Annotated in this window: 19 protein-coding genes; 14 read left to right on the top strand and 5 right to left on the bottom strand. The window is 66.2% G+C overall.

Translation table 11 applies throughout. From position 1 onward, the window contains the following. Nucleotides 1–186: 186 nt before the first annotated feature. Nucleotides 187–843, bottom strand: coding sequence for a helix-turn-helix domain-containing protein (locus CAP_RS34965; RefSeq protein ID WP_044248962.1), 657 nt, complete (start codon nt 841–843; stop codon nt 187–189). A 213-nt stretch (nt 844–1,056) separates the two neighbouring features. Further along, nucleotides 1,057–2,514 carry a lamin tail domain-containing protein gene (locus tag CAP_RS49140; protein WP_197041491.1) on the bottom strand — a complete coding sequence of 486 codons (1,458 nt, stop codon included), beginning with the start codon at nt 2,512–2,514 and terminating at the stop codon, nt 1,057–1,059. Between the two features lie 160 nt (nt 2,515–2,674). On the opposite strand from CAP_RS49140, the gene CAP_RS34970 reads away from it, so the two are divergent. Beyond that, complete coding sequence (locus CAP_RS34970; protein ID WP_044248964.1) at nt 2,675–3,034, top strand: helix-turn-helix domain-containing protein; 360 nt, start codon at nt 2,675–2,677, stop codon at nt 3,032–3,034. A gap of 39 nt (nt 3,035–3,073) precedes the next feature. On the opposite strand, the gene scpB is transcribed toward CAP_RS34970, so the two are convergent. Together scpB and CAP_RS34980 are read right to left on the bottom strand one after the other, a co-directional pair. Further along, nucleotides 3,074–3,865 (bottom strand): SMC-Scp complex subunit ScpB, encoded by a 792-nt coding sequence (gene scpB / locus CAP_RS34975; protein WP_231511872.1) that lies wholly within the window; start codon nt 3,863–3,865, stop codon nt 3,074–3,076. A gap of 322 nt (nt 3,866–4,187) precedes the next feature. Continuing rightward, complete coding sequence (locus tag CAP_RS34980; protein ID WP_081865587.1) at nt 4,188–5,276, bottom strand: segregation and condensation protein A; 1,089 nt, start codon at nt 5,274–5,276, stop codon at nt 4,188–4,190. A 104-nt stretch (nt 5,277–5,380) separates the two neighbouring features. Between CAP_RS34980 and CAP_RS46225 the strand changes: the two genes are divergently transcribed. The 4 genes from CAP_RS46225 (at nt 5,381) to CAP_RS49145 (ending at nt 10,192) form a co-directional block, all read left to right on the top strand. Continuing rightward, nucleotides 5,381–7,741, top strand: a complete 2,361-nt coding sequence (locus CAP_RS46225; RefSeq protein WP_052376540.1) for a serine/threonine-protein kinase — start codon at nt 5,381–5,383, stop codon at nt 7,739–7,741. Beyond that, the gene (locus CAP_RS34990) at nt 7,732–8,466 is read left to right on the top strand and encodes a hypothetical protein (RefSeq protein ID WP_197041492.1); all 735 of its coding nucleotides are present in this window, start codon (nt 7,732–7,734) and stop codon (nt 8,464–8,466) included. The genes CAP_RS46225 and CAP_RS34990 overlap by 10 nt, the downstream gene beginning before the upstream one ends. Nucleotides 8,467–8,534: 68 nt before the next feature. Continuing rightward, nucleotides 8,535–9,383, top strand: a complete 849-nt coding sequence (locus CAP_RS34995; protein WP_044248966.1) for a MaoC/PaaZ C-terminal domain-containing protein — start codon at nt 8,535–8,537, stop codon at nt 9,381–9,383. Between the two features lie 59 nt (nt 9,384–9,442). Further along, nucleotides 9,443–10,192 carry a peptidylprolyl isomerase gene (locus CAP_RS49145; RefSeq protein ID WP_081865589.1) on the top strand — a complete coding sequence of 250 codons (750 nt, stop codon included), beginning with the start codon at nt 9,443–9,445 and terminating at the stop codon, nt 10,190–10,192. Nucleotides 10,193–10,237: 45 nt separating this feature from the next. On the opposite strand, the gene CAP_RS35005 is transcribed toward CAP_RS49145, so the two are convergent. Next, complete coding sequence (locus CAP_RS35005) at nt 10,238–11,323, bottom strand: DUF6599 family protein (protein WP_231511873.1); 1,086 nt, start codon at nt 11,321–11,323, stop codon at nt 10,238–10,240. A 244-nt stretch (nt 11,324–11,567) separates the two neighbouring features. Here CAP_RS35005 and CAP_RS35010 point away from each other — a divergent pair, with 244 nt between their 5' ends. The 9 genes from CAP_RS35010 to gcvPA form a co-directional block, all read left to right on the top strand. After that, on the top strand, nt 11,568–12,161 hold the full coding sequence (locus CAP_RS35010; protein ID WP_231511874.1) for a pilus assembly FimT family protein: 594 nt from the start codon (nt 11,568–11,570) through the stop codon (nt 12,159–12,161). Next, a complete protein-coding gene (locus CAP_RS35015) occupies nt 12,158–12,748 on the top strand; it encodes a type IV pilus modification PilV family protein (RefSeq protein WP_044248971.1) in 591 nt (196 codons plus the stop codon). The genes CAP_RS35010 and CAP_RS35015 overlap by 4 nt, the downstream gene beginning before the upstream one ends. Nucleotides 12,749–12,750: 2 nt before the next feature. Then, entirely contained in the window at nt 12,751–14,115 is a 1,365-nt protein-coding gene (locus CAP_RS35020; RefSeq protein WP_156041423.1) for a PilW family protein, read from the top strand. A 47-nt stretch (nt 14,116–14,162) separates the two neighbouring features. Further along, complete coding sequence (locus CAP_RS35025) at nt 14,163–14,792, top strand: hypothetical protein (protein WP_044248972.1); 630 nt, start codon at nt 14,163–14,165, stop codon at nt 14,790–14,792. Nucleotides 14,793–14,806: 14 nt separating this feature from the next. Next, on the top strand, nt 14,807–18,358 hold the full coding sequence (locus CAP_RS35030; RefSeq protein WP_156041424.1) for a pilus assembly protein: 3,552 nt from the start codon (nt 14,807–14,809) through the stop codon (nt 18,356–18,358). Beyond that, nucleotides 18,355–18,888, top strand: a complete 534-nt coding sequence (locus CAP_RS35035) for a hypothetical protein (protein WP_231511875.1) — start codon at nt 18,355–18,357, stop codon at nt 18,886–18,888. Before CAP_RS35030 ends, CAP_RS35035 begins: the two co-directional genes overlap by 4 nt. 192 nt (nt 18,889–19,080) lie before the next feature. Continuing rightward, nucleotides 19,081–20,205 carry a glycine cleavage system aminomethyltransferase GcvT gene (gene gcvT, locus CAP_RS35040; RefSeq protein WP_044248974.1) on the top strand — a complete coding sequence of 375 codons (1,125 nt, stop codon included), beginning with the start codon at nt 19,081–19,083 and terminating at the stop codon, nt 20,203–20,205. Nucleotides 20,206–20,253: 48 nt separating this feature from the next. Beyond that, nucleotides 20,254–20,655 carry a glycine cleavage system protein GcvH gene (gcvH, locus tag CAP_RS35045; protein ID WP_044248975.1) on the top strand — a complete coding sequence of 134 codons (402 nt, stop codon included), beginning with the start codon at nt 20,254–20,256 and terminating at the stop codon, nt 20,653–20,655. 40 nt (nt 20,656–20,695) lie between these two features. After that, on the top strand, nt 20,696–22,051 hold a 1,356-nt coding region (gcvPA, locus tag CAP_RS35050), incomplete at its 3' end, for an aminomethyl-transferring glycine dehydrogenase subunit GcvPA (protein ID WP_044248976.1).

Here is a 22,051-nt window from a genome sequence, read left to right on the forward strand (position 1 = left end):
CTCATGATGTCACGATGCCGTGACAATGAGTTCTTTCTTGACGGAATCGATTGTTCTGCAGAATTGGTCGAACTGAGCGAATGTCGCCTGCGCGGGACATCACTCGATTGAATCCAGACAGCGCCGCCTCACTGGATCCTCAGTTCCGGAAGCGCGCAGGGGGACTCGGCCCGACGATAGTCCCTCTCAGCGTGGAAACTCACCCGAGGCCATGCTTCGAGGGACGTCTTCCACCACGCTGGGTCCCACCGCTTGCTGCACTTGGTTCCCTGTCCCTGCTGACAAGCCAGGGGCCGTCGGAACCTGAGTTTCAGGTAGCAACGCCGTCTTCAGCCCTTGAGCATCCGCTCGACCCAGTCGTGTAACAAAAGGTGGCACATCCGTTGGCTCGTCTGAGAGAGCCATGAACACTCCCTGGGGACATGCTCGATGAAGTGCCTCGAAGAACCCCGAAAGTTCTATTTCCGGCGGTACTGAGCGCACATCAACGATGAAAGCATCTGCCGGCTCAGCCCCAGCATAAATGAGCGCATCATACGGGTGGTCTGCATGACGTACCGGCACACCGTCACCAAGAGACCTACTCACATGAGCGAGTGAATCCTTGCCCCCGATGGCCATGATGAGCTTCGAGGTTGCGCGGGCGAGTTCACGTGGAACGGCGTACCCCCAGGCCCTCAGAAACTCAGCGACATCTGCCGCACGAAAACGCAGGTGCCTACCAGGCGTTCGGAAGTGAGCAATCCTCCCGCGATCCACCCAGTTATGAATGGTCTTGAGGTCGACCTCGCACAGGGAGGCGAGGTCAGATGCGGTCAGCAGCTTTTCTCGAGAACCAGACATCGCTGTACTCCACGCGAAGGTCACCCGTTACACCCTCACGTGAAACGCAAGGGCAGCCCCTCATCAGGTAGTTTTCCACCTGAACCGGTTGCTAAAATGTAATCTAACTCTCAACCGCAAGCCCGCCACCCGCTTTGCTTGATTTTCTCAGAATTAGCCCGAATTCAACCAGCACACATGCACTCAGGCAGGTTGAGCAGGTCCCCGGCTTGCTCACTCAACTTCTCCCTTCACCATGTTCTCTCTGCCTGGGTCTGGGTAGCTAGCGACGAACGTGCCAGCGAGTCCATCTGGAGCGCGTGGGGTCGTACGGCATAGGCTCATCCCTGGCCTAGACACCTTGAGGGCAGGCACGCGCGACACGATCTTTCCCGCGAAGTCCCGCAAGCGGAGCGGCTCACCTCCGTTAGCCAGACCGTTTTTTCCGAGTTTCGGTACCCGCAGCAACAGGGTCCCCTCCGCAGGGCTTGGGTCGAGTTCGTCGTCCTCCTGGAACGTCTCGTTGACGACCAAGGCGAACGCACCAGGCAACAATGTGGCAGTTGGCAAAGGAGTCTGGCCCCCTACATCTTCAAGAATGTAGCCACTGAGCTGCGCAGCGACTGTTCCGTCGTTGTAGAGTTCGACCCACTCTTGCGCTGGCTCGGCTCCAACGGGATTGGCGAGCACTTCATTGATGATGACATGAGGCATCGGGTCGAGTGTCGTTGAGCTGAAGGTGCTCTCCAGGGGTCGTCCGGCCACGTCGATTGCAATCACCTTGAGGTTGATGACAGCAGACGGCATGAGTTCTGAAATCAGAAAGGGCTCCCCAGGTCCTGCTGCTGCTACAAGGTCGACACCTTCACCACCCACTGCCCACAAGAGGGGCATTTCAGGTGAGTGGACGAGGATGCGATCATCAGACACCGAAGCGCATCCAGGCCCAAAGCCGACTTCGCCTTCTGCGCATGCACTTTCACGAAGCTCGACAGGGGGCGCCTCGACCATGAAGGGGCGAGGGTCCAGGCCGCCAACTCCTCCACCCCCCACAGCAACCGTTGGTGGGCCGATAAAAGGGCCATCGTCGGTATTTTCGCGAGTGGACTCGAATCGAACACAGGCATGGCCGATGCCATCTACCGCATCACGTCGCAGTGTCCCGGCTGGGCCATCAGGCTCAAGTTCGATGACATCTGCAATGAGCGGTAGAGAATTGGGTCCACACCAAACGCCAAATGAAGTCGTCGCGGATAGGCCCAGCGGCGGCCAGATACGTGAAAGGAAGGGAGAGGCTTCCTGCGCAATCCGCAGAGTTTCGACAGTCTCGGGGACGCCACTCGCAAGGGAGTAAACCTCCCCCGGATTGAGCGGAACCGTCGGTGCTACCACGATGACCATATCGTCCGCTGGAGGCTCCTCAACCCACGTCAGGGCGGGAATGCGTCTCTCGGAAAGCGCCTTTGACAGCTCACCGTGCACAATCTGGCGAAGATGCCCAGCCCCGAGCTCACCTTCAAAAAGGCCTACTCGATCGAGGTCGACGACTGAACCTGCTGGAAGCCGAAGATATGCTCTGAAGACTTGCGGAGCCGCATCCAGCGAGGCTGAAGGTGAAAGCGTCACATAAGGGCTGAAAGCAGATGGAGCTTCTTCCGAAGAAACCACGCCAGGCCGCGGAAGCTCGGGCATGCAGCCGGCCAAGATCACCGCGATGAGGGAGGCCCAGGGAGGAGCTGAGAGGTGCGTGACTGGTGAAACGGCGCGAAGGCTCATACCTGGATATCGTCTCTTCAGCGGCTCCAGTTGCCTCCGGTCGCATCTTTTTTATGCGGAGCTATGCTCCCCTCCGATGGATGGGGAGCAGATCAAAGCGCTGAGGCAGAAACTTGGCTGCACGGCGCGAGAGCTGGCCATGGCGCTAGGCCTTGAGCAGGAGACGGTGCTTGCCTGGGAGCGTGGCGAGATATTCCCTACGAAGCGGTACGTAGCCCGGCTGGAGGAGATCCAACTGGCGGGTCCGTCTGCAATCCCCCGGGTACCGAAGCGTCGGCGTGAACGCCCCTCTTCTCCACTGCAGGCACTGGCAGAACCGGAAACATGGCAGCTACTCCGAAAGCTGCTCGCTCATGCAGAGCTACGCGAGCAAGTGATGAGACTTGCTGAACCCTACCCAGATCCCGCCGGAGGGCTTCCGGACGATTCTTCCTGAACTCTCTGGCGGCCTCCGCAGCGATGGCCGTCGAGAGTGTCACGCTCCTCCCTTGAGGGGCTCCTCGCTTTCAACGCTGTGCTCGGCTCTCTCCACCTCCGTCCAGTCCTCAAGCACGGCCGAGTGCTCAGGCGTCACGAACTCCGGAGCAGCTCCCGGCACCATCTCCAGACCAGCATCCCTGCTACCCGCTGGCTCGACCATGAACGCCTGCAGGCTACCTTCTGCGCCGGCAAAGCCCCCGGTCGCCGCTCCTTCCGTCGCAGCCTCTGGAGGGTCTTCTCCCATCTCGCGCTCGTAAGTGCGCCGGGAGTCATCGGTGAGTTCGGTGAACTCGCGCAGCGTGGGGAGTTCATTCAGAGCGCGAAGACCGAAGAACTCAAGAAACTGAGGGGTTGTCCCGTAAATCATGGGGCGACCCGGCTCGTCCTTCTTGCCCAGAATGCGTACGAGATTGCGCTCCAGGAGGGATTTGAGCGCTGCGCCCGAGTCGACGCCGCGAACCTCGTCAACCTCGGGACGGGTCACTGGCTGCCGGTAGGCCACGATGGCCAGCGTCTCAAGCTGAGCCCGTGACATGCGGACCGGCTTCTGGTCCGTCATCTCTCGAACGAAGGGCGCGAAGGCAGGGCTGGTACGAAACACGAAGCCGCCAGCGACTTCATCGAGCCGGAAGCCACGTCCTTCGTAGTCGGCGAGAAGCTCGGCGAGCAACTCTCGAACGACCCGCGGCTCCGCGTTGGCAGCTCGAGCGAGCTCGCGAGCGGGCATGGGTTTGTCCGCCGCAAAGATCAGCGCTTCCAGAACACCTTTGAGGTGCCTGCGTGCCACCGGAGAGAGTGACGCTGCGAGCTGCGCTCTCGCCTGCACGAGGTGCTGGAAATGGGCCCACGCAGCAGCCCTGAAGCGCAGTCCCTTGTCTCGACGTGGAGCTTTCTGCGAGCCCTTTCCATCCTCTCGGGTCCACTTTCCTTCCTGGCGGGTAGCCTCGGCGCCGGGATGCAAGGGGGGGTTCGCCACCGAAGCAGCTTCCACACCTGGCGCCGCGCCCTGCAGGCCTCCCGAGAGCCACGCGAAGGCCGCAGCGCGGAAACGCTCCACGGACTCCGGGCGTGATGAATGTTCAGCACCGCCATCTGAACGCTTCTTTGCATCACGAGTCGGCATCGATCCCCTCGTGGACCTCACCGTCGCGACGCACATCCTCGCTGTCCTCAGCGCTGGGTGAGGGGCGCTGGACTGACGTTCCTTCAACGGTCGCGGAGGCAACCGCCGTGGCGCTGGCGTGGGGAGCCTTCGTTGTCAGGATGTCTTGCGCTGCATCATCCTGAACTGAAAGCTCGACGTAGATGGCAGACAGTGGGTCGACCTGGTGAACACGGAGGAGCTTGAGCTTGCACATCTCGAGCACCGCCAGGAAGGTGATGACGATCTCGAACTTCGATACCGGAGCACCACGTGGAAGCCCATCGAGCAGTAGCGCCTCGAACGTCATCGCTCGACGCGCCGAGAGCTTGTCAGTCACCTCGAGGATGCGATCCGTGATCGAGATCCGATCGAACGTCACCTCGTGGTCAATCCGGACATTGGTACGCTTCAGGATCTTCTCGAAGGCGTCGAGCAGGTTGACCGCGTTCACCGCGGCGAACGGCGCTGGACCCTGCGGGACTTCCTCCTCGCTCATCCCCCGCGTGAAGATATCTCGACCCAGCGTGCCCCGGTCGCTCAGCTCCTCCGCAGCAGCCTTGTACTTCTGGTACTCGAGCAGACGTCGAACGAGTTCGGCCCGCGGATCTTCTTCCTCATCACCCGGCATGCCATCGTCATCTTGACCAGCGGGGACGACGGGCAGCAGCATCTTCGATTTGATGTGTGCCAGCGTGGCGGCCATGACGAGATACTCGCTCGCCAGATCGATCGTGAGGGCCTTCATCACGTTCAGATATTCGAGGTATTTCTCGGTGATGAAGCTAACGGGGATGTCGAGGATATCGAGCTCGTGCTTCTGGATGAGATGAAGCAGCAGGTCGAGCGGTCCCTCAAAGGACGGGAGGTGGATGACATACTCGCCATCCCGGGAGGGCTGCTCAGGCTCGACATGAGCAGGTGCCTTATCTGAGAACTCGGCGGCACCACGGGGGACCGCCGTGACGGTGTTCCTTGCGGAGGCCGAGGTCGGCGTGGCGCGCCCCGATGTCCTGGGGGAGTCGCCCCGGGCAGCGCTCTCCTTCCGGGCCTTCACGCAGCCGCGCTCTCGTTCTTGCTGTTCAGGAGGTCCAACCGGCCACTCACAGGGCCGACCCTACCCTCTGGGCGCCGAGCGGTCCACGCCCGGCATGGCAGCCGGTGGACTCCAGCCTGGTCGAAGGTCAGAAGGCGACCTCCCTCCTCGTTCAGGTCTTCAACCCGCCTCCAAGCGCAGGGTCAGAAGGCTCCCTGGCAGTCTGCGCCAAGGCGCTCGGCCAGGTATCCGAGCGGCAGCGGTGCTATGCTGCCCACGATCCGATGCAGCCCATCTCGGCGAAGAGCTGCCCATCCTGTGGTGAGCGCTACGAAGCGGATGTGCTCTTCTGTCCGCGCGACGGGACACCTCTACAGAGTGCGCGAAAGCTCCCCGGAGCTGCCGAAACCGATCCGTACGTCGGGCTGGAGCTCGCAGGGCAAGTCCGCATTCACCACCTCATCGGCATCGGGTCGATGGGCCGCGTTTACCGGGCATTCCAGGGCGGGATCGATCGAGACGTGGCGGTGAAGATTCTGCACCGCGAGATGAGCAGCAATGCTGAGCTCACGGGGCGTTTCCATCGTGAAGCGAGGATCGCAAGCCGCCTCGTGCATCCGAACGTGGTGCAGGTGCTGATGTCGGGATCCATTCCCCGCGGGGTCGATCCCAGAGTTGGGGGTGAACTCTGCCTCGTCATGGAGCACCTCGATGGCATCTCTCTTCTCTCGGCGCTTGCCGCTGCGGGCACAGGAGGAGAGGAGAACGCGCTACCCCTTCCACGGGCATTGCACATCATCCTCCAGATCTGTGACGCCGTGGGGGAGGCCCATGCCCAGGGGATCGTCCATCGCGACCTCAAGCCCGAGAACATCATGCTGGTGCGCCGCGGCGAGGACCCGGATTTCGTGAAGGTGCTCGACTTCGGCATCGCTCGCTTCGACTGGGCTGACAAGGCCGTGTCCACGCAGGCAGGACTGATCTTCGGAACGGCGAAGTACATCTCCCCCGAGGGCGCCGAGGGGAAGACCGTTGGTCCTTCCGCGGACGTGTACTCGATCGCCACCATGCTCTATCAGTGCCTGGCTGGACGGGCGCCCTTCGAGGGGGACTCACCGGTCGCGCTGCTCGTACAGCACACGCACGCGCCGCCGCCGGATCTGCGGAGCATCGCGCGCGCCAGTTACGTACCGGTCCCCATCGGGCAGGTGATCATGCAGAATCTGGCCAAGAAGCCAGAGGAACGCGCGTGTGATGCTCGTGCGCTGTACCGCGATCTCGCCATGGCGGCGCGCGAGAGTGGCCTCAATCCAGACGAGATCCAGACATCTTCGAGGCTCACGCGCACCAGCGGCATGGTGAAGCTCGCCTCGAAGGCCCGCACGCGCGCCCTGGAACTCAGCCCCGAGCTCGCGGCACGTCTCGGCAGTGCACCGACGCTCGATCCCGGCGTCGACAGTAGCGCTGAGACCCCTTCCCAGGGACCCGAGGCAGGTGACGACGGCACCTCTGGCATCACCTCGACCGACGCCCTGCCGAGCAGGATCGAGGCGTACGATCTCCCCGCCGGGGTGCCTCTGCGCTCCTCCACCCCGTTGCATCCGGACGTCAAGCTGCAGTCCAGCACCGCACTCAGCGGCACGGATGGTCCTGTCGCATCTTCAGCGCCTCAAAGGTCCGAGAGCGAGGAAGCGGCATTCGTGCCTGGAGATGATGAGGACTTGCTTCGCTCGGCGCTCGAGGCTCCCTCGACCATGCACGGGGTCGCATCCGAAGCACGCCCGCACCCGGGTCGAGCAAGGCTCATCCGTCGCGCGACGCTCGCAGCATGCGTCGCCGGAGCGGGCTTCCTGCTGGTGCTGGGCGGATTCCACCTCGGTTCTTCCGGCGGACCCCCTCCCGAATCGCTCGAGGCGCAGATCGAGCGCGCGCGTGAGTGCATGCGCCGCCATGCGTGGGACATCCCGCCTGGCGACAATGTCAAGGAGATCGCAGAGCGCGCGCAGAGCCGCTGGCCAGCAGATGGACGGGTGCGCGATCTCCGAAGAGAAGCGGCGGAACGACTCGTGGCCAGCGCCTTGGGGAGCAAGTATGCTGGCGACCTGCCTGGCGCAGTTCGACTGGCACGGCTCGCGCTCCAGCTCATGCCGGAGTACACAACGGCGCAACATCTCATGGCGGAGCTTGAAAAGATCACCCAGGAGGGCAAGACCAGCATTGCTCCGGTCACCACGAGTACCCCTCCTGTCCGGCCTCGACCTGCTCTCAAGTCCTCCCTCCCGGGTGTATCGACACCTCCCGTGCATGACGCCAGCGCCGATCCTCGGGCCCAGGGGGCACCGCGGGCCCAACCGCCATCGCCAACCTCCACGGCAGCGAACATACCCGCGCCAGAACTCGCCCCGAGTCCGGAGCTGCCTCCTTCCCCTCCCCCCCTCTCGAACGATCCTGCATCCTTGCCTCCGGTCACGGGGCCATGGCTATGAGGCGCCAGGCGCTCACCATGGGGCTGGCAACGCTGGGTGCACTGGCCCCGGCGGCCGCCTTTGCGGACGAGAGCACCGCAGCCCGGCGAGCCGCAGCGGCCTTCGAACAGGGATTGCCCTTCACCCAGTTCACCCTCGGAGCCGGCATGCTCACCCTGCCAGCAGCCGATGTGTGTCCTGTGTCGCTGGATCGCTGTGAGCAAGGGGAGACCAGCCTCGCGTTCTCCCTTCACAACCTCTACCGATACGGTGCTCTCGGTGTTGGTGCCGGAATCATCTGGGCCCTCGATCTGAGCGCCGACCAGGCCCCTGGCGCAGGGACACTCGAGCGCGCGCATGAGCGCAGTTACTTCCTCGTCGAGGCAGAGGTTCGGTACTACGGCATCCGCTACAACACCTGGGAGTTCTGGGTCGGGGGCACGTTCGGTGGGGTCGTCGTCAACGACTCATGGTCGGTGCTGGCCGACCGTGAACCTTACGCAGACACCGCCTTCGTGGGTCCCCGGGCTGCCACACTCGGTACGGAGGGGCTCGCTGCGGGGCTGGGCATCGGCGCAGAGTGGACGTTCGCCGACAACTGGAGCTTCGGCTCCCAGGTTCGATATGCGAGCTGGTTCCTGCCCGGACGACAGGAACGACTTCCGACCGGCGACCTGGCCTCGCTCAAAGGACGGGTCGACATGATCGACATCGGGGTGACCATCGCCTACCGCATTGCGCTCTGACGCAACGGTTGACGCAACCCCTCGGGCTCTGTAGGGCTCCAGCCAACCGTCTCTCTGCGGAGCTCCTCATGCCCCTTGATCCCTCGACTGTCGGGTACACGACCCAGCCGCATACCCTCACGTACGACTGGAAGACCCTCGCCCTCTACGCCCTCGGTATCGGTGCGCGTCGGGATGAGCTGCCCTACCTCTACGAAGGGACCCCTGACGGCCTGAAGGTCTATCCCAGCTTCGCGGTGATCCCCGCCTACCAGGCCGTCCTCAGCATGCTCGCTCACTCGGGAGGCGACATGGCGATGGTGGTTCATGGGGGGCAGAAGATCGCGATCCATCGCCCCATCCCCGCGAGTGGGACCCTCACCACCGTGGGCACCCTCCAGGCGTTGTACGACCTCAAGAAATTCGCCCAGGTGATTCTTGAGACCCGCACCACGATGGATGGCGAGCCGCTCTTCGACACGACCTGGTCGATCATCTTCCGCGGCGCTGGCGGATTCAGTGGTCCCCGTCCCCCGACAGGCGAAGCAGAACCCTCCGTGCCCAAGGATCGCGCCCCCGACTGGACCGAGGAGGAGGCCACGAGCCCCGAACAGGCGCTCCTTTACCGGCTCTCTGGAGATCTCAACCCGCTGCACGCCGATCCAGCGTTCGCCACGGCCGTCGGTTTCCCGCAAGGACCGATCCTTCACGGCCTGTGCACCTACGGATTCGCTGCACGCGCGGTCATCAAGCATGCCGCAGGGGGTGATGCGACCAGGCTCCGCACCTTCGCTGCCCAGTTCCGCAAACCGGTGTGGCCAGGGGACACCATCATCACGCAGGGCTGGACACTCGATGACGGTAAAGTGGCCATCGTCGCTTCGGTCAAGGAGCGGCCAGATCCCGTACTCACGGGTGCCTGGGCGAAGATCGGCTGACCCCTGGGATGCGCCGGGTATTGTACCCGCTTGGCTCGCGTGCGTAGAAGGACCTCGAGATGAGCAAAAAGGACGAGCAGAAGACGAAGGCCGCTGAAGAAGAGGACCTCGACGAGCAGGACGAGGAAGAAGACGAAGAAGAGGACGAGGAGGAAGCCGCTCCTGCCAAGCCTCTCGAGCGTCCTCGCCAGGCGCGTACGCACGCGCAAGGCCACGCCCCTCCGGCTCCGCGCGTCTCCAGCTCCGAGCAGGAGGACCCCACCTGGTGGATTCCCCACGCGGTGCTGGGCACTCTGCTGCTCATTGGCCTCCTCGGTTTCTTCGGGTTGTTCAACAAGACGCCGCTCGCGCGACTGGCTGCCCCGGTCGCGCCTGCTGCCGACCATCATGATGACCACAAGGTAGCAAGCACCCCTGCTACCCCGAGTCCGCAGCCCGTCCCCCGCCCCGCGCCCACGCCTCAGCAGCCGCAGCAGCCCCGAGAGGTTTTCGGCGCCAAGCACCTGCTCGTCATGTACAAGGGCAGCCGTCGCGCCCCCGCGAACATCGAGCGCTCGAAGGACGAAGCCAAGGCCCGCGCCACCGAGGCCATGAAGAAGGCCAAGGCAGACCCGAGCAAGTTCGCCGACCTCGTGAAGGACTACTCCGACGAGCCGGGCGCAGGTGCCCGGGGTGGCGACCTCGGCAAGTTCCCCAAGGGAGCGATGGTGCCGGAGTTCCAGGCTGGCCTGGAGAAGATCAAGGTCGGCGAGATCAGCGAGCTCGTGGAGACTCCCTTCGGGTTCCACGTCATTCAACGTACCCAGTGATCGCACGGGGAGAGTCCCCTCTCCTCTCCCCTGCCAGCACCCGCTTCAGGTCCCGCCCAGCGTCGTCTTGAGGCGCTTGAGCTTCTCCTCCCTGGTGAGCGACACCTTCGCGTGCTCCTCCGCGGTCATCCCCGCCCGGAGCACGCGAGACTCGTCGCCGACCCCGATCACCATCTTGTTCGCGCGGGCGAGGAGCCACTCGGTGGGCGCAGCTTCTCCCTCCTTGTGCATCACCCTCACGATGCCTCCCTCGATACCCTTCTCCCTCGTGGCGCCGGGCTGTTTGGCAAAGCTCGCCAGCGTGTCCTTCGCCTGATCGGCGTCTTCGCGCACCAGAGCCAGCACCCGGTAGCGCTTCTCCCCATCGCGGTAGTACCCGAAGGCTCCCCCGCCCACACCATCGACCCCCAGGATATCCTTGAGCGCGTAGCGAATGCCGAGCGGTAGCCGGTTCTCCTTGGGCAACCTGTCGGCTGCAGAGGGCAGCGTGACCTCTCCTGGCAGCTTCTCCCCCATCTCCTTCACGAGCGGAGGGAGGGCCTTGTCACTCGCGACCTTGAGCACGGCCTCGGCGGCTGACTCGTCGCTGTACGTGATCTCGGCGAGGTAGAGCCCGCGCCACAGGTAAGCGTTGCCGAGCCCGAGGGCCGCGGCACCTCCCGCATCGAGGGGCCTCGGGGTGGCCTCGTCGGCAGGGTCCCCATCGCCCACCACGCGCTTCGTGAACATCGCGTACGCACCCTCGGTACCCGCGAATTTCGAGAGGTGCACCTCGATGGACGCGGTCGTCCCGCCACCGTCGACGTAGCGCGCCTCCACCACGCGACGCACGTTGAATCCCTTGTAGATCTCGCACTCTCCATCGAACATGTCACAGATGCCGTCGAGCGGAAGCGATGCGCCCTCGCCGAAGGTCTTCTCGACACCGTTCGGATCCAGGCAGAAGCGGCCCGTGACACGAGGAAAGAAGGCTGCACTGCTGGGGTCGGAGCTCTTGCCTCCTCCACCCGCGCAGGCATCGGCCTTGGCGACGATGGGGGGTGGAGGCGGCGCGCGCGGCGGCTCGTCGTCCTTGCACCCTGAGGAGAGGACGCACGCCGCTGCGCCGATCGCGAGGAGGCTCGCACGCATCGCAACCTGGCCAGACCTCGCTGTGGGAGAGGGTCGCATGGGTGTGGGCCTTGCACCTTTTTTCATAACGCCGCAATCGTTAGCCCCCGGGGACTGGGGGCTCCAATGATTTCCGAGCAGTCCCGAGAACTTGCCGCCAGCAACGAAGGGCACGAGGCTTGCCTCGTCATCTCCCGGAGACTCCATGTCGCTGCGCTCAGCCTCTCCTCCGCCCCCCCAGCACCTTCCCGTGAATCAGCCATACATGGCTCGCTGGCAAGGACGCGCAGGGATGCGCGGCTTCACGCTCATGGAGCTGCTTGCGGTGGTGGTCATCATCGGCATTCTCGCCGCGACCGCCTCTCCGATGTTCATCCAGGTCATGCGCGATCGGCGGGTGAACCGCGCCGCCATGGAGATCACCGGGATGTACCGGCTGGCGCGCTCCCGCTCACTCGGTCGAGGCACGGCGGTCCTGGTGAGGTGGAACGGGACCGATGGCATCTTCTCGATGCGCGAAGCCGTATCGATCACGTCTCCAGAGGCGTCGGTCCTCAGCTCGAACTGCACCACCACCCCGTGGGGCACCCCCACGAGCGACCGGGAGGTCACGTTCCTGCAGTTCGGCAGCACGCCCGACGCCCTCGCCCAAGTGGAGATGGTGGACATCACGGGCACCCAGCAGCCGACCGTCGATATTTGCTTCACCCCGCGCGGCAGATCGTTCGTGCGCTACAACATAGCCGGCAACTTCGTACCGCTGACGGAAGTCCCCCGAGTCAATGTGATCAACCAGCGGACCGGCATGGTCCGCACCGTGATGATCCCCCCGAACGGTGCGGCGAGGTTGGCGCTATGAGCACACGCAACGCTCGCGCTTCGAGGCGCAAGCGCGCCGGGTACACGATGATCGAGGTGATGATGGCCCTCGGCATCCTGGCCCTCGGTGCATCGGGTATCATCGCGCTGCAGCGCGCGACGTTCGTCAACACCACGCACGCGCGCAACCTCGCCATGGCCAACCTCGTCGCGCAGGGCTGGGCAGAGCGGCTCCGCGTGGACGCGCTGCAGTGGAACGAGCCGAACGGCCAACCCGACCTCGCGGAGACCGACTGGCTGAACCTCGCGGATTCATCACCGGACATCCGGCTCTCTCCGGCCGAGATCCCGACCCTGGGCTCCCCTGTCGCCGACCTCCTCGGCATCGACACCTTCGCGGCCGACGCGTCCATCCCGGCATACTGCACCCACCTGCGGTTCAGGCGCTTCCCGGGGATCATGGGCGCCCCCGGGACGCTGATCCGAGCCGACATCCGGGTGTTCTGGCTGAGGAGCGGGAGCATGGCGGACTGCTCGGTGTCACCCGACACCGTCGACGCAGAGCCGGAGGTCTACGGCGCCGTTTATCTCACCACGAGCGTGATGCGGAACAAGATCCGGGACTGACGATGAGCACCCTCCGACCCTGCGACACCTCACCCCCTCACCGGGCCGCCTTGCCACGGCCTTCCAGGCGGCCCCCGTCACACCGGCGCGACGGCCGTGGCTTCACGCTCGTGGAGCTGATCATGGCCATGGCCGCAGGCCTCACTGTGGCCACGGCCGCCATGCTCCTCGCGCGCAACACCAGCCGCTTCTTCCAGTACGAGGCGCGCTTCTCGTCGGCGCACATCAGCGCCATGCTCGGGATGCAGCGGCTCACCGCCGACATCCAGCGCGCGGCGTTCCTGTCGACGCCGAACATCCGGGAGGATCCGATGACGTGCCGCTCCTCGTCCACGTGGCCGCCCGGCCTGCAGCAGCTCGCCGGCATCCGCATCATCCCGAACGGCTCGTACAACGAGCACACCGCGGACCTGGCCCAGAGCGCGGCCAACGGCCTCCAGCCCGACTCACTCATCATCGGGGGTGCCTTCGGGACGAACGAGCAGTTCGACGTGCAGACGATCACCGGCAACGGCACCAACGTGCAGCTCCAGCTCGTCTCGGGTGCCATGAAGCGCACGGAGATGCGCGCCTCCACAGGGAGCGCCTCTCTCCCGAGCATCTTCGCGCCGGGAAGGATCCTCCGCATCGTCACCGATGGACAGCCCCCTTATGTCTACGGAGTCATCGCGGGCTACGACGCCGCGACGCGGAGCGTCCTTCTCGGGTCGACGCCTGCGCTGCCCTTCAAGGATGTCGGCCCGTGCGGGATCAGCAGCAGCGGCACCAACTCCGGGTTCATCGTCAGCCCCGTGGCGCGCGTGCTCTATGACATCCGCAGCCTCAGGAGCCATCCCACCTACGGGTTGCTGGTCGAACCTCCCCAGAACTCCGAACAGATGACCGGAGACCTCCTCCGCACCGAGCTGATCCGCGTCGAACTCGACGCGAACGACGAAGAGATCCCCAGCACCTTGGAGGTCGTGTCCGAGTATGCCGTGGATCTCAAGTTCGGCATCTCCACCGCGGCGATCGTGACCGCCACCGGCGTCAACCCGGAGGTGCAGCGCTTCCCCATCCAGACCCCCGCCCTTGCCAACATCGGTACCGTGGCAGGTGACATCACCTCCGGCGGTACTCCCCAGCGCATTCGCTCGGTCCAGGTGCGCCTGAGCACGCGGACGCGCGCTCCGGATCGGGACTCGGAGCGCTCCTACACCGCCGGCGCCGAGACGCGGCACCTTCGGTTCCTCATCCCCGGCGTCGTGCCCTCCGTGGCCGCCCTCGGTGACACGGTCCCGGCAGGCGCGCCTGCCGTCTACGCGCGGATGCGGACGCTGCAGGCCGAGGTCGCGCTTCCCAACAACGAAAGGGCACAGCAATGGTGACCGCCCGAAGCCGTTCCAGGGCACGTGCGCGTGAGCGAGGCGCTGCCGTGTTCATCGTCGTCCTCCTCATCGCGATGCTCACCGCGATCGGAGTCTTCGCCGCAAACGCAGCGTCGCTCGCGACCACGTCGAGCGGCCATGCCCGCCAGAGCACGCAGGCCCGATACCTGACCGAGCTCTCGCTGCAGGCCACGACGTCGCTCCTCGGCAACCCGGATCTCGGGCCCGAGTTCATCCGTCAGCTACGCGTCAACAGCGCCTTCCTCTGTGACGCCAGCGCCCCGGAGCGCTGCTGCTTCGCCGCTCTATCCGGAGATCGCTGCATCCGCTTCAGCCGCACCCAGGTCGAGGGCTATACCGGCCCCCTGCTGGAGCAACCCACGCCGACCGTGCCCGGGAGTCTCGGCCGAGCATCCCTGGAGTACCGGTTCGAGGTCCAGATGACCGACTCCGCGCCAGCAAAACCCCCTCCTCCTGGGATGGATCTCACCTCGGCCGGAGCCGTGGATATGCAGTCGGTGATGGTCACGCTCAACGCCACGGGCGTCATCTATCCTGCACCAGCATCCATCGCAGGTGGCAATACACCTTCCGACGACAGGGCCGTGGTGGCAGCGGCTGGCTATCAAGAAGTGCTCAGCGCCCACGTGGTGGTCAACAACGTGCCGGCAAAGTGACCCGAGAGGACATCATGCGAATCCCCTCAAAGTTCCTCCTCATCGTCGGTGGTGGCACGACGCTCGCGCTGCAGGCGTCCACCGCGCACGCGCAGCTCGATCTGCAGCCTCCGCTCCCCAACGTGCTCCTCTTGCTCGACAACTCGGGATCCATGGAGCGCACCGTGGCGGGCAACGATCCCACGTGCAGCCCGGGCGCCACGCCAGCGCCGCCCGAGCTCGAACGCAGCCGGTGGACCAACGTCATCGAGGCGCTCACGGGGCCCATCCAGGGGTTCTCCTGCTACGCCCAGCCGCGCACCGGAAATGACTTCCTCACCCAGTTCTCGATCAACGGCGTACCGCCCTACGACCGCGGCTACTACATCAACTACCACCGCCCCCTCTCGAACGGCTGCACGAAGGGTCCTCACAGCGGCGCGATCGTCGACCACCCCTACAACAACCCGGCGGGGACCTGCGCCACCCCCTGGAGCCAGCTCGAGACAGGCTTCCTCGACAACGCCAAGGACCTCGTCCGCTTCTCGATGATGACCTTCGACACCATCACCGACGAGGGCACCGGCGTCAGCAACACCGCGGACGGCGTGCAGGGCATGTGGAGTTACTACCTCAACTTCCAGGGCGGCGGTGGCCACGCGGCGGGCCAGCCGCCTGGTTGCCTCACCCCGCAGGATTTCGAGGTCGGCTCGCGCAACCCTGCCGCGCCCGAGTGGGAAGGGCCGCTCGTCCCGTTCCCCACCCCTGACGCCTCGCTCAACGACGTGCGCGCGAACAACGATCGCATCCAGCGCTCGCTCGTCGCCTTGCGCCCCTACGGCGCCACCCCCCTCGCCGGAATGTTCTCGGATGCGCTCGTTTACCTCACCCAGGACGACAGCACCTGGGACGGCAAGGATCTCGGCCCGAAGGACGATCCCTGCATCATCAACGGCGTCCGGGACCAGTTCATCATCCTGCTCTCCGACGGTGAGCCCAACATGGACCTCCGCGATCCGAATCCCGCCAAGGACTGCGCCAGCGGCATCGGCCCTGGTCCAGACGGCGACGGCTGCCCCTACCGGCGGCCCTGGGACGTCGCCGACGATCTCCACACCAACCACAACATCCGCACGTTCACCATCGGCTACAGCCTCTCCACGCTGGCGGGCGTGGACTGCGAGGAACTCGACAGCACATCCTTCGCGCCGGGCGGCCAGTGTGAGAACCCCGCCAGCAGCGCCCTGCGCGCGTGCTGCACCCTCACCCGCATCGCCATCGAAGGTGGCTCGCAACGCGGTTACTTCCCGGACAACATCGCCGAGCTGAACCAGGCGCTGTCGAACATCTTCCTCGACATCGCGCCCGCGACCAGCCGCACCATCCCCGTCACCGCAGGCGCCACACCCGCGAGCGGAGGGGGCGCCGGGGCTGCGGGCTACGAGTTCTCCTCCTCGTTCAACCCCCAGCCTCAGCCCGGCTACAGCCCGCTCTGGACCGGCAACCTCGAGCGCAAGCGCCGCGAGTGCGAGGACATCAACGGCCAGCTCGTCGCCAACCCCCAGGCGATCGCGGTGAATGAAGGCGACAACTTCGGCGAGAACATGCGGCAGACCGCGCCCTCGCCGCGCCGCTTCTTCACCGTGTTCGGTCAGCCCGACGGAGGGGCCATCCACTCCACGCGCAGCATCCGCCCCGTCTCTGGCGGCACCGATGGCCTCGGGACCTACACGGGCACGATGACCGGCGGTGGCGTGCTCGTGGACAAGGGCTCCTTCGCCTCGCAGGCGGCAGGCGAACCGCGCGCCTTCGGGCTCGACCCGGCCACCGCCGTCCCCAGCCAGTGCACCGCTGTCGAGGCGACCAACGCGGCAGACTGCGCCCGCAGCATCATGGACTGGCAGCTCGGGGACAATGTCGCTGGCGCACAGCGTTCCAGCCTCCTCGGTGCCATCTTCCACTCGACGCCGACCATCGTCGGGCCGCCGCGTGACCTCGTCACCGACGACACCTACGAACTCTTCGCGAACCAGAACCTCGATCGCCCCCTCACGCTCTACACCGCCACCACCGACGGGCAGCTCCACGCCTTCAACGTCGAGGTCGCGTCCGAGGCGCAGAACGAACTCTGGTCGTTCTTCCCGCCGCACACGCTCCCGCGGGTGGTCTCCACCTTCAACCAGCAGGCGCCGCTCCTCGACGGAGCGCCCGTGGTCAAGAACGTCATCTTCGAGCGCTCCATTTCTCAGGCCGTCGCCGGCACCTCCACCTGGCGCACGGTGCTCGTCGCCAGTGGCGGCGGTGGCGGCAGCTTCTACTACGCGCTCGACGTCACCGACCCCGACAGCCCGAGCTTCCTCTGGCAGCTCTCCACCGACGAGGTCGGGGGGGCTCTCTTCGGCGAGGCGCCGCCCACGCCTGCCATCGCCACCATCGAGGTCAGCGAGAACGGCGACCCCCAGCAGACGCGCGAGGTCGCGGTCGCCATCCTCGCGGGCGGCGGAGCCACGCTCGGCACCGGCACCTGCCCGCGCCAGGGCGGCCCGACGCTCATCCCCAACACCTCACCCTACCAGGCTCGCAACGAAGTGCGCTGCTGGGGCTCGAACCCCGCCATCGTCGGCCCGGGGCGCTCCATCACCATCGTGCGCCTCGACAATGGCCGCGTGATCCGCACCTTCCGCGGCCACCAGGACGACGGACCTCCCGGCCTCGCGTCTGCCAATCGGGTGACCACCGTTCCTTTCGACTCACCCCTCACCGGCGTCCCCGTCGCCTACCCCTCGCAGACGGGTCAGGTCGCGGACCGCATCTACATCGGCGACTCGGACGGCACCCTCTGGCGCATCGACGTGTCGAGCGCCGACCCTGACGACTGGGGTGTGCGCCTCGCGTGGGACGCCTACTCGCTCGGCCCCGACACGGGCGCCTCTGGCCAGCCCATCGCCACGCCCCCCATCGTGAGCATCGACGAGGTCGGCAACACCGTCGTCCTCTTCTCCACCGGCGACCAGGAGACCTTCAACGCGAGCCCCGACCTGAACACCCGACTGTGGTCGCTCACCGAGAGCGTCGACTACTCGGGCGGCTCCCCCATCCTGAGGATCGAGGACAACTGGCGGCGCGAGTTCACGGGAGGTCAGCGCGTCACGGGCCCGATCTCCCTCTTCGACTCGGTCGCCTACTTCTCCACGTACACGCCGCTCGCCGCCAACGCGAGCGAGTGCGCCGACGGCTACGGCACCGTCTGGGGCCTGCAGTACCGCAGCGGGGAGGGCATGCTCCCCTCGGCGAACAACCCGAACACCTTCGTCGAGTTCGAGGACCAGCCCCAGGGCACCGTGGTCTTCGGCGTCGCCGTCACGCAGACCCCGAGCTGCAGCGAGGAAGTGAACGTGAACGACCCCTACTTCCCTCCGGGGATCTTCTCCAGCCCCACCGGCGGAGTGAACTACCAGCTCACCTTCCACACCGGCAGCAAGGGCACCTCCAACGCGCAGGGCGGCATCACCCCGACCTCCGTCATCGCCCTGCCGCGCCCCGAGAACGGCATCCGGATCGACTCCTGGGCAGGCGTGGTGGAGTGAACCGCACCGCGCGCTCCCTCTCGCTGCTCGTGCTCACCTCCAGCGCGACGCTCCTCCCGGCCTGCCGCAGCAAGACCGATCCCCCGCCTCCACCGGCGCCAATAGCCTCGGCTCCCGCGCCGCAGCGCGCCGATCAGGTGGCACCGGGAGAGCTGGCCGAGGGCACCGAGAAGGCCTTCGGCATCCCCATCCCGCGCAGGATGCGGGTGAGGATGCGCTTCGCCGACGAGGTCGTCGCCACCGGAGACGTCTCGGCCGAGCAGGTCGCCAACTACATCCGCCAGCGCGTCCAGGCCGCGAAGGTCGAGACCGGACCCGCCAAGACGGTCTTCACGGGCGTGACCGCTGCAGGCGAGCCCCCGCGCCAGCTCCGCATCGAGGTGCTCTCCCGGCGCCACCACGGCACCGACCTCACGATCCAGGACGTCACCAAGGTCCCTCCCGAGCCTGGGCTCACCGACGAAGAGCGCTGGCGCGCCAAGGGGTTCAAGCCCGACGGCACCCCCCTCGATCCGACCCGGCTCGAGTGACGCAAGGCGTGACGTATGGCGTGACGTCAGGCGTGACGAAGGCGTGACGATGCCCGCCTGCGTCCCACCGCCGTAACGCGCAGCGGCACACGCTGCCACCGCCCGCCCGCGCCCCCAGATCCGCCCTGGAAATCCCCCCTTCTTCCCGGGCCTTGTCGACATTCCGGCGCATTCGCAGTAGATCGCCGCCTCGTGTCCACCGCCCCCCAGCCCACCCAGGAACTGCGCAGGACTCCCCTTTACGACGAGCATGTGCGGCTTGGCGGCCGCCTCGTCCCCTTCGCTGGCTGGGAGATGCCCGTGCAGTACCGCGGCGTCACCGACGAGCACCGCGCCGTGCGCACCGCGGCAGGCATCTTCGACACCTCGCACATGGGCGAGATCTTCCTGCGCGGCGAGCACAGCGCCGCCGTCGTCGACCACCTGATCACCAACGACGCCTCCCGCCTCGCCGACGGCCAGGCCCTCTACACCTGCGCGTGCAACGAGGCCGGCACCATCCTCGACGACCTCCTCATCTACCGCGTCGCCCAGGACCACTGGCTCATCGTCTGCAACGCCTCGAACCGCGACAAGATCGTCGCCCACGTCCAGAGCGTCGCTGGCGACCGCTGCGACGTCGAAGACGCCTCGGACCGCCTGGCCATGATCGCCCTCCAGGGCCCCCGCGCCCTCGAGATCGCCGCCCTCCTCGGCGACGACGGCCCTGCCCTCGCGTCCCTCAAGGGCTTCCACTTCCGCGACGCCACCCTGGCTGGCGTCCGCTGCACCGTCGCCCGCACCGGCTACACCGGCGAGGACGGCATCGAGATGTTCTGCCCCTCTGCGGACGCCCCCGCCCTCTGGCGCGCCCTCCTCGACAAGGGCGCCCCGCTCGGCGTCGAGCCCGCCGGCCTCGGCGCCCGCGACACCCTCCGCCTCGAAGCGCGCCTCTCGCTCTACGGCAACGACATCGACGAGACCACGAACCCCCTCGAAGCTGGCCTCGGCTGGGTCGTCAAGCTCGACAAGAAAGACTTCATCGGCCGCGACGCCCTCCAGCGCATCAAGGAGCAGGGCCTGCACCGCAAGCTCGTCGGCTTCGAGATGGTCGGACGCGGCATCGCGCGGCATGGCTATGCCCTGCTCACCACCGACGGCCAGCGCATCGGCGTCTGCACGAGCGGCAGCCCTGGCCCCACCGTGGGCAAGAACATCGGCCTCGGCTACGTACCGGTCACCTCTGCGGAGATCGGCACCCCGCTCCTCGTCGACTGCCGGGGACGAACCATCGAAGCGAAGATCGTGAAGACGCCATTTTACAAGCGGGCCTCCTGAAACCGCGGGAAGCTCGACACCAGACTCTGACAACCGAGGGAGGCAACGATGGCTCAAGACGACGTGCGTTCGGACAGGAAGTACACGAAGGATCACGAGTGGGCGAAGGAAGAGGACGGCAAGATCTCCATCGGCATCACTGCCTACGCCGTGGACCAGCTCGGTGAGATCACCCTGGTCAACCTCGACGTGCGCGTGGGCGAGACCATCACCGCCGGCAAGGCCTTCGGCACCATCGAGAGCGTCAAGACGCTGAGCGACCTCTTCGCCCCCGTGAGCGGCAAGATCGTCCGCATCAACAGCGACCTGGAGAACAAGCCCGAGAAGGTCAACGAGGCTTGCTACGACCTCGGCTGGATGATCGAGATCGAACCCTCGGACAAGGGCGAGCTCGACACCCTCCTCGACGTCGAGGCCTACCGCGAGCTGCTCAAGTCCGCAGCTCACTGATCCCCGTCACTGCCCCACGGCACAGCATCCCCCCCACGACATGCGCTACCTCCCCCACACCCCCGAGGAAATCCAGGCGATGCTCGAGGCCGCAGGCCTCGGCTCGCTCGACGAGCTGTTCAGCGCCATCCCCCCCGAGGCCCGGCTAGAGCGCCCCTTGCAGCTCGAACCGGCCCTCGACGAGGTCACGCTGATGCGCCACCTCGGGGAGCTCGCCCAGCAGAACAGCGCCGCCCGGATGCTCTCCTTCCTCGGCGCCGGCGCCTACGAGCACCACTTCCCCCCTGCCGCCGACCAGCTCCTGCTCCGCAGCGAGTTCTACACCGCCTACACCCCGTACCAGCCCGAGGTCGCCCAGGGGACGTTGCAGGTCATCTTCGAGTTCCAGACCATCGTCAGCGAGATCCTCGGCCTCCCCGTCGCCAACGCCTCCCTCTACGACGGCGCGAGCGGCGCCGCCGAAGCCGTCCTCATGGCCCGCCGCCTCACCGGCCGCGAGCGCACCATCGTCTCCGCGGGCGTCCACCCCCACTACACGGAGACCATCGAGACCTACGTGCGCGGCATCGGCACCGGCGCCGCCTCCCTCGTCCGCGTCCCCGTCGGCGCCGACGGCGCCCCCAGCATCGACGACATCACCGCCGCCGTGAACGACGACACTGCCTGCGTCGTCGTCGGCTACCCCAACTTCTTCGGCGGCGTCGGCGACCTCCGCCGCATCGCCGCCGCCTGCCACGACAAGGGCGCCCTCCTCATCACCGTCACCCTCGACCCCTACGCCCTCGCCCTCCTCGAATCCCCGGGCGCCCTCGGCGCCGACATCGCCGTCGCCGAAGGCCAGCCCCTCGGCCTCCCGCCCCAGTTCGGCGGCCCCAACGTCGGCCTCTTCGCCTGCCGCAACGACCGCAAGTACCTCCAGCAGGTCCCTGGCCGCCTCGTCGGCGAGACCGTCGACAAGGAAGGCCGCCGCGGCTACGTCCTCACCCTCGCCACCCGCGAGCAGCACATCCGCCGCGAGCGCGCCACCAGCAACATCTGCACGAACAGCGGCCTCTGCGCGACCGCCGTCACCATCAAGATGGCCATGCTCGGCAAGCGCGGCTTCATCGAGGCAGCCCGCCAGTGCCTCGCCAAGGCCGAGCACCTCAAGCAAGCCATCGCCCGCCTCGACGGCTACACCCTCCCCCTCGCCGCCCCCACCTTCCACGAGTTCGTGGTCGGCGTCCGCGGCGGCGACGCCGCAGCCCTCTGCGGTGCCCTCCAGGCCAAGGACATCATCCCTGGCCTCGATCTCGGCCGCCTCGACCCTGCCCGCCGCGACCAGCTCCTCGTCGCGGTCACCGAGCGCCACACCCGCGCCGATCTCGACCGCCTCGTGCAGGCCCTCGCGGCCTAC

Source organism: Chondromyces apiculatus DSM 436 (genome assembly GCF_000601485.1).
Taxonomy (GTDB): domain Bacteria; phylum Myxococcota_A; class Polyangia; order Polyangiales; family Polyangiaceae; genus Chondromyces; species Chondromyces apiculatus.

What these genes read in the sequence shown, in the direction of transcription:
- CAP_RS35010 (WP_231511874.1), top strand. Translation starts at nt 11,568, where the DNA reads ATGGCTCGCTGGCAAGGACGCGCAGGGATGCGCGGCTTCACGCTCATG.
- CAP_RS35005 (WP_231511873.1), bottom strand. Translation starts at nt 11,323, where the DNA reads ATGCGTGCGAGCCTCCTCGCGATCGGCGCAGCGGCGTGCGTCCTCTCC.
- CAP_RS35020 (WP_156041423.1), top strand. Translation starts at nt 12,751, where the DNA reads ATGAGCACCCTCCGACCCTGCGACACCTCACCCCCTCACCGGGCCGCC.
- CAP_RS35030 (WP_156041424.1), top strand. Translation starts at nt 14,807, where the DNA reads ATGCGAATCCCCTCAAAGTTCCTCCTCATCGTCGGTGGTGGCACGACG.
- CAP_RS35015 (WP_044248971.1), top strand. Translation starts at nt 12,158, where the DNA reads ATGAGCACACGCAACGCTCGCGCTTCGAGGCGCAAGCGCGCCGGGTAC.
- CAP_RS34990 (WP_197041492.1), top strand. Translation starts at nt 7,732, where the DNA reads ATGGCTATGAGGCGCCAGGCGCTCACCATGGGGCTGGCAACGCTGGGT.
- gcvH (WP_044248975.1), top strand. Translation starts at nt 20,254, where the DNA reads ATGGCTCAAGACGACGTGCGTTCGGACAGGAAGTACACGAAGGATCAC.
- CAP_RS34995 (WP_044248966.1), top strand. Translation starts at nt 8,535, where the DNA reads ATGCCCCTTGATCCCTCGACTGTCGGGTACACGACCCAGCCGCATACC.
- CAP_RS34965 (WP_044248962.1), bottom strand. Translation starts at nt 843, where the DNA reads ATGTCTGGTTCTCGAGAAAAGCTGCTGACCGCATCTGACCTCGCCTCC.
- CAP_RS49140 (WP_197041491.1), bottom strand. Translation starts at nt 2,514, where the DNA reads ATGCCCGAGCTTCCGCGGCCTGGCGTGGTTTCTTCGGAAGAAGCTCCA.
- CAP_RS34970 (WP_044248964.1), top strand. Translation starts at nt 2,675, where the DNA reads ATGGATGGGGAGCAGATCAAAGCGCTGAGGCAGAAACTTGGCTGCACG.
- CAP_RS49145 (WP_081865589.1), top strand. Translation starts at nt 9,443, where the DNA reads ATGAGCAAAAAGGACGAGCAGAAGACGAAGGCCGCTGAAGAAGAGGAC.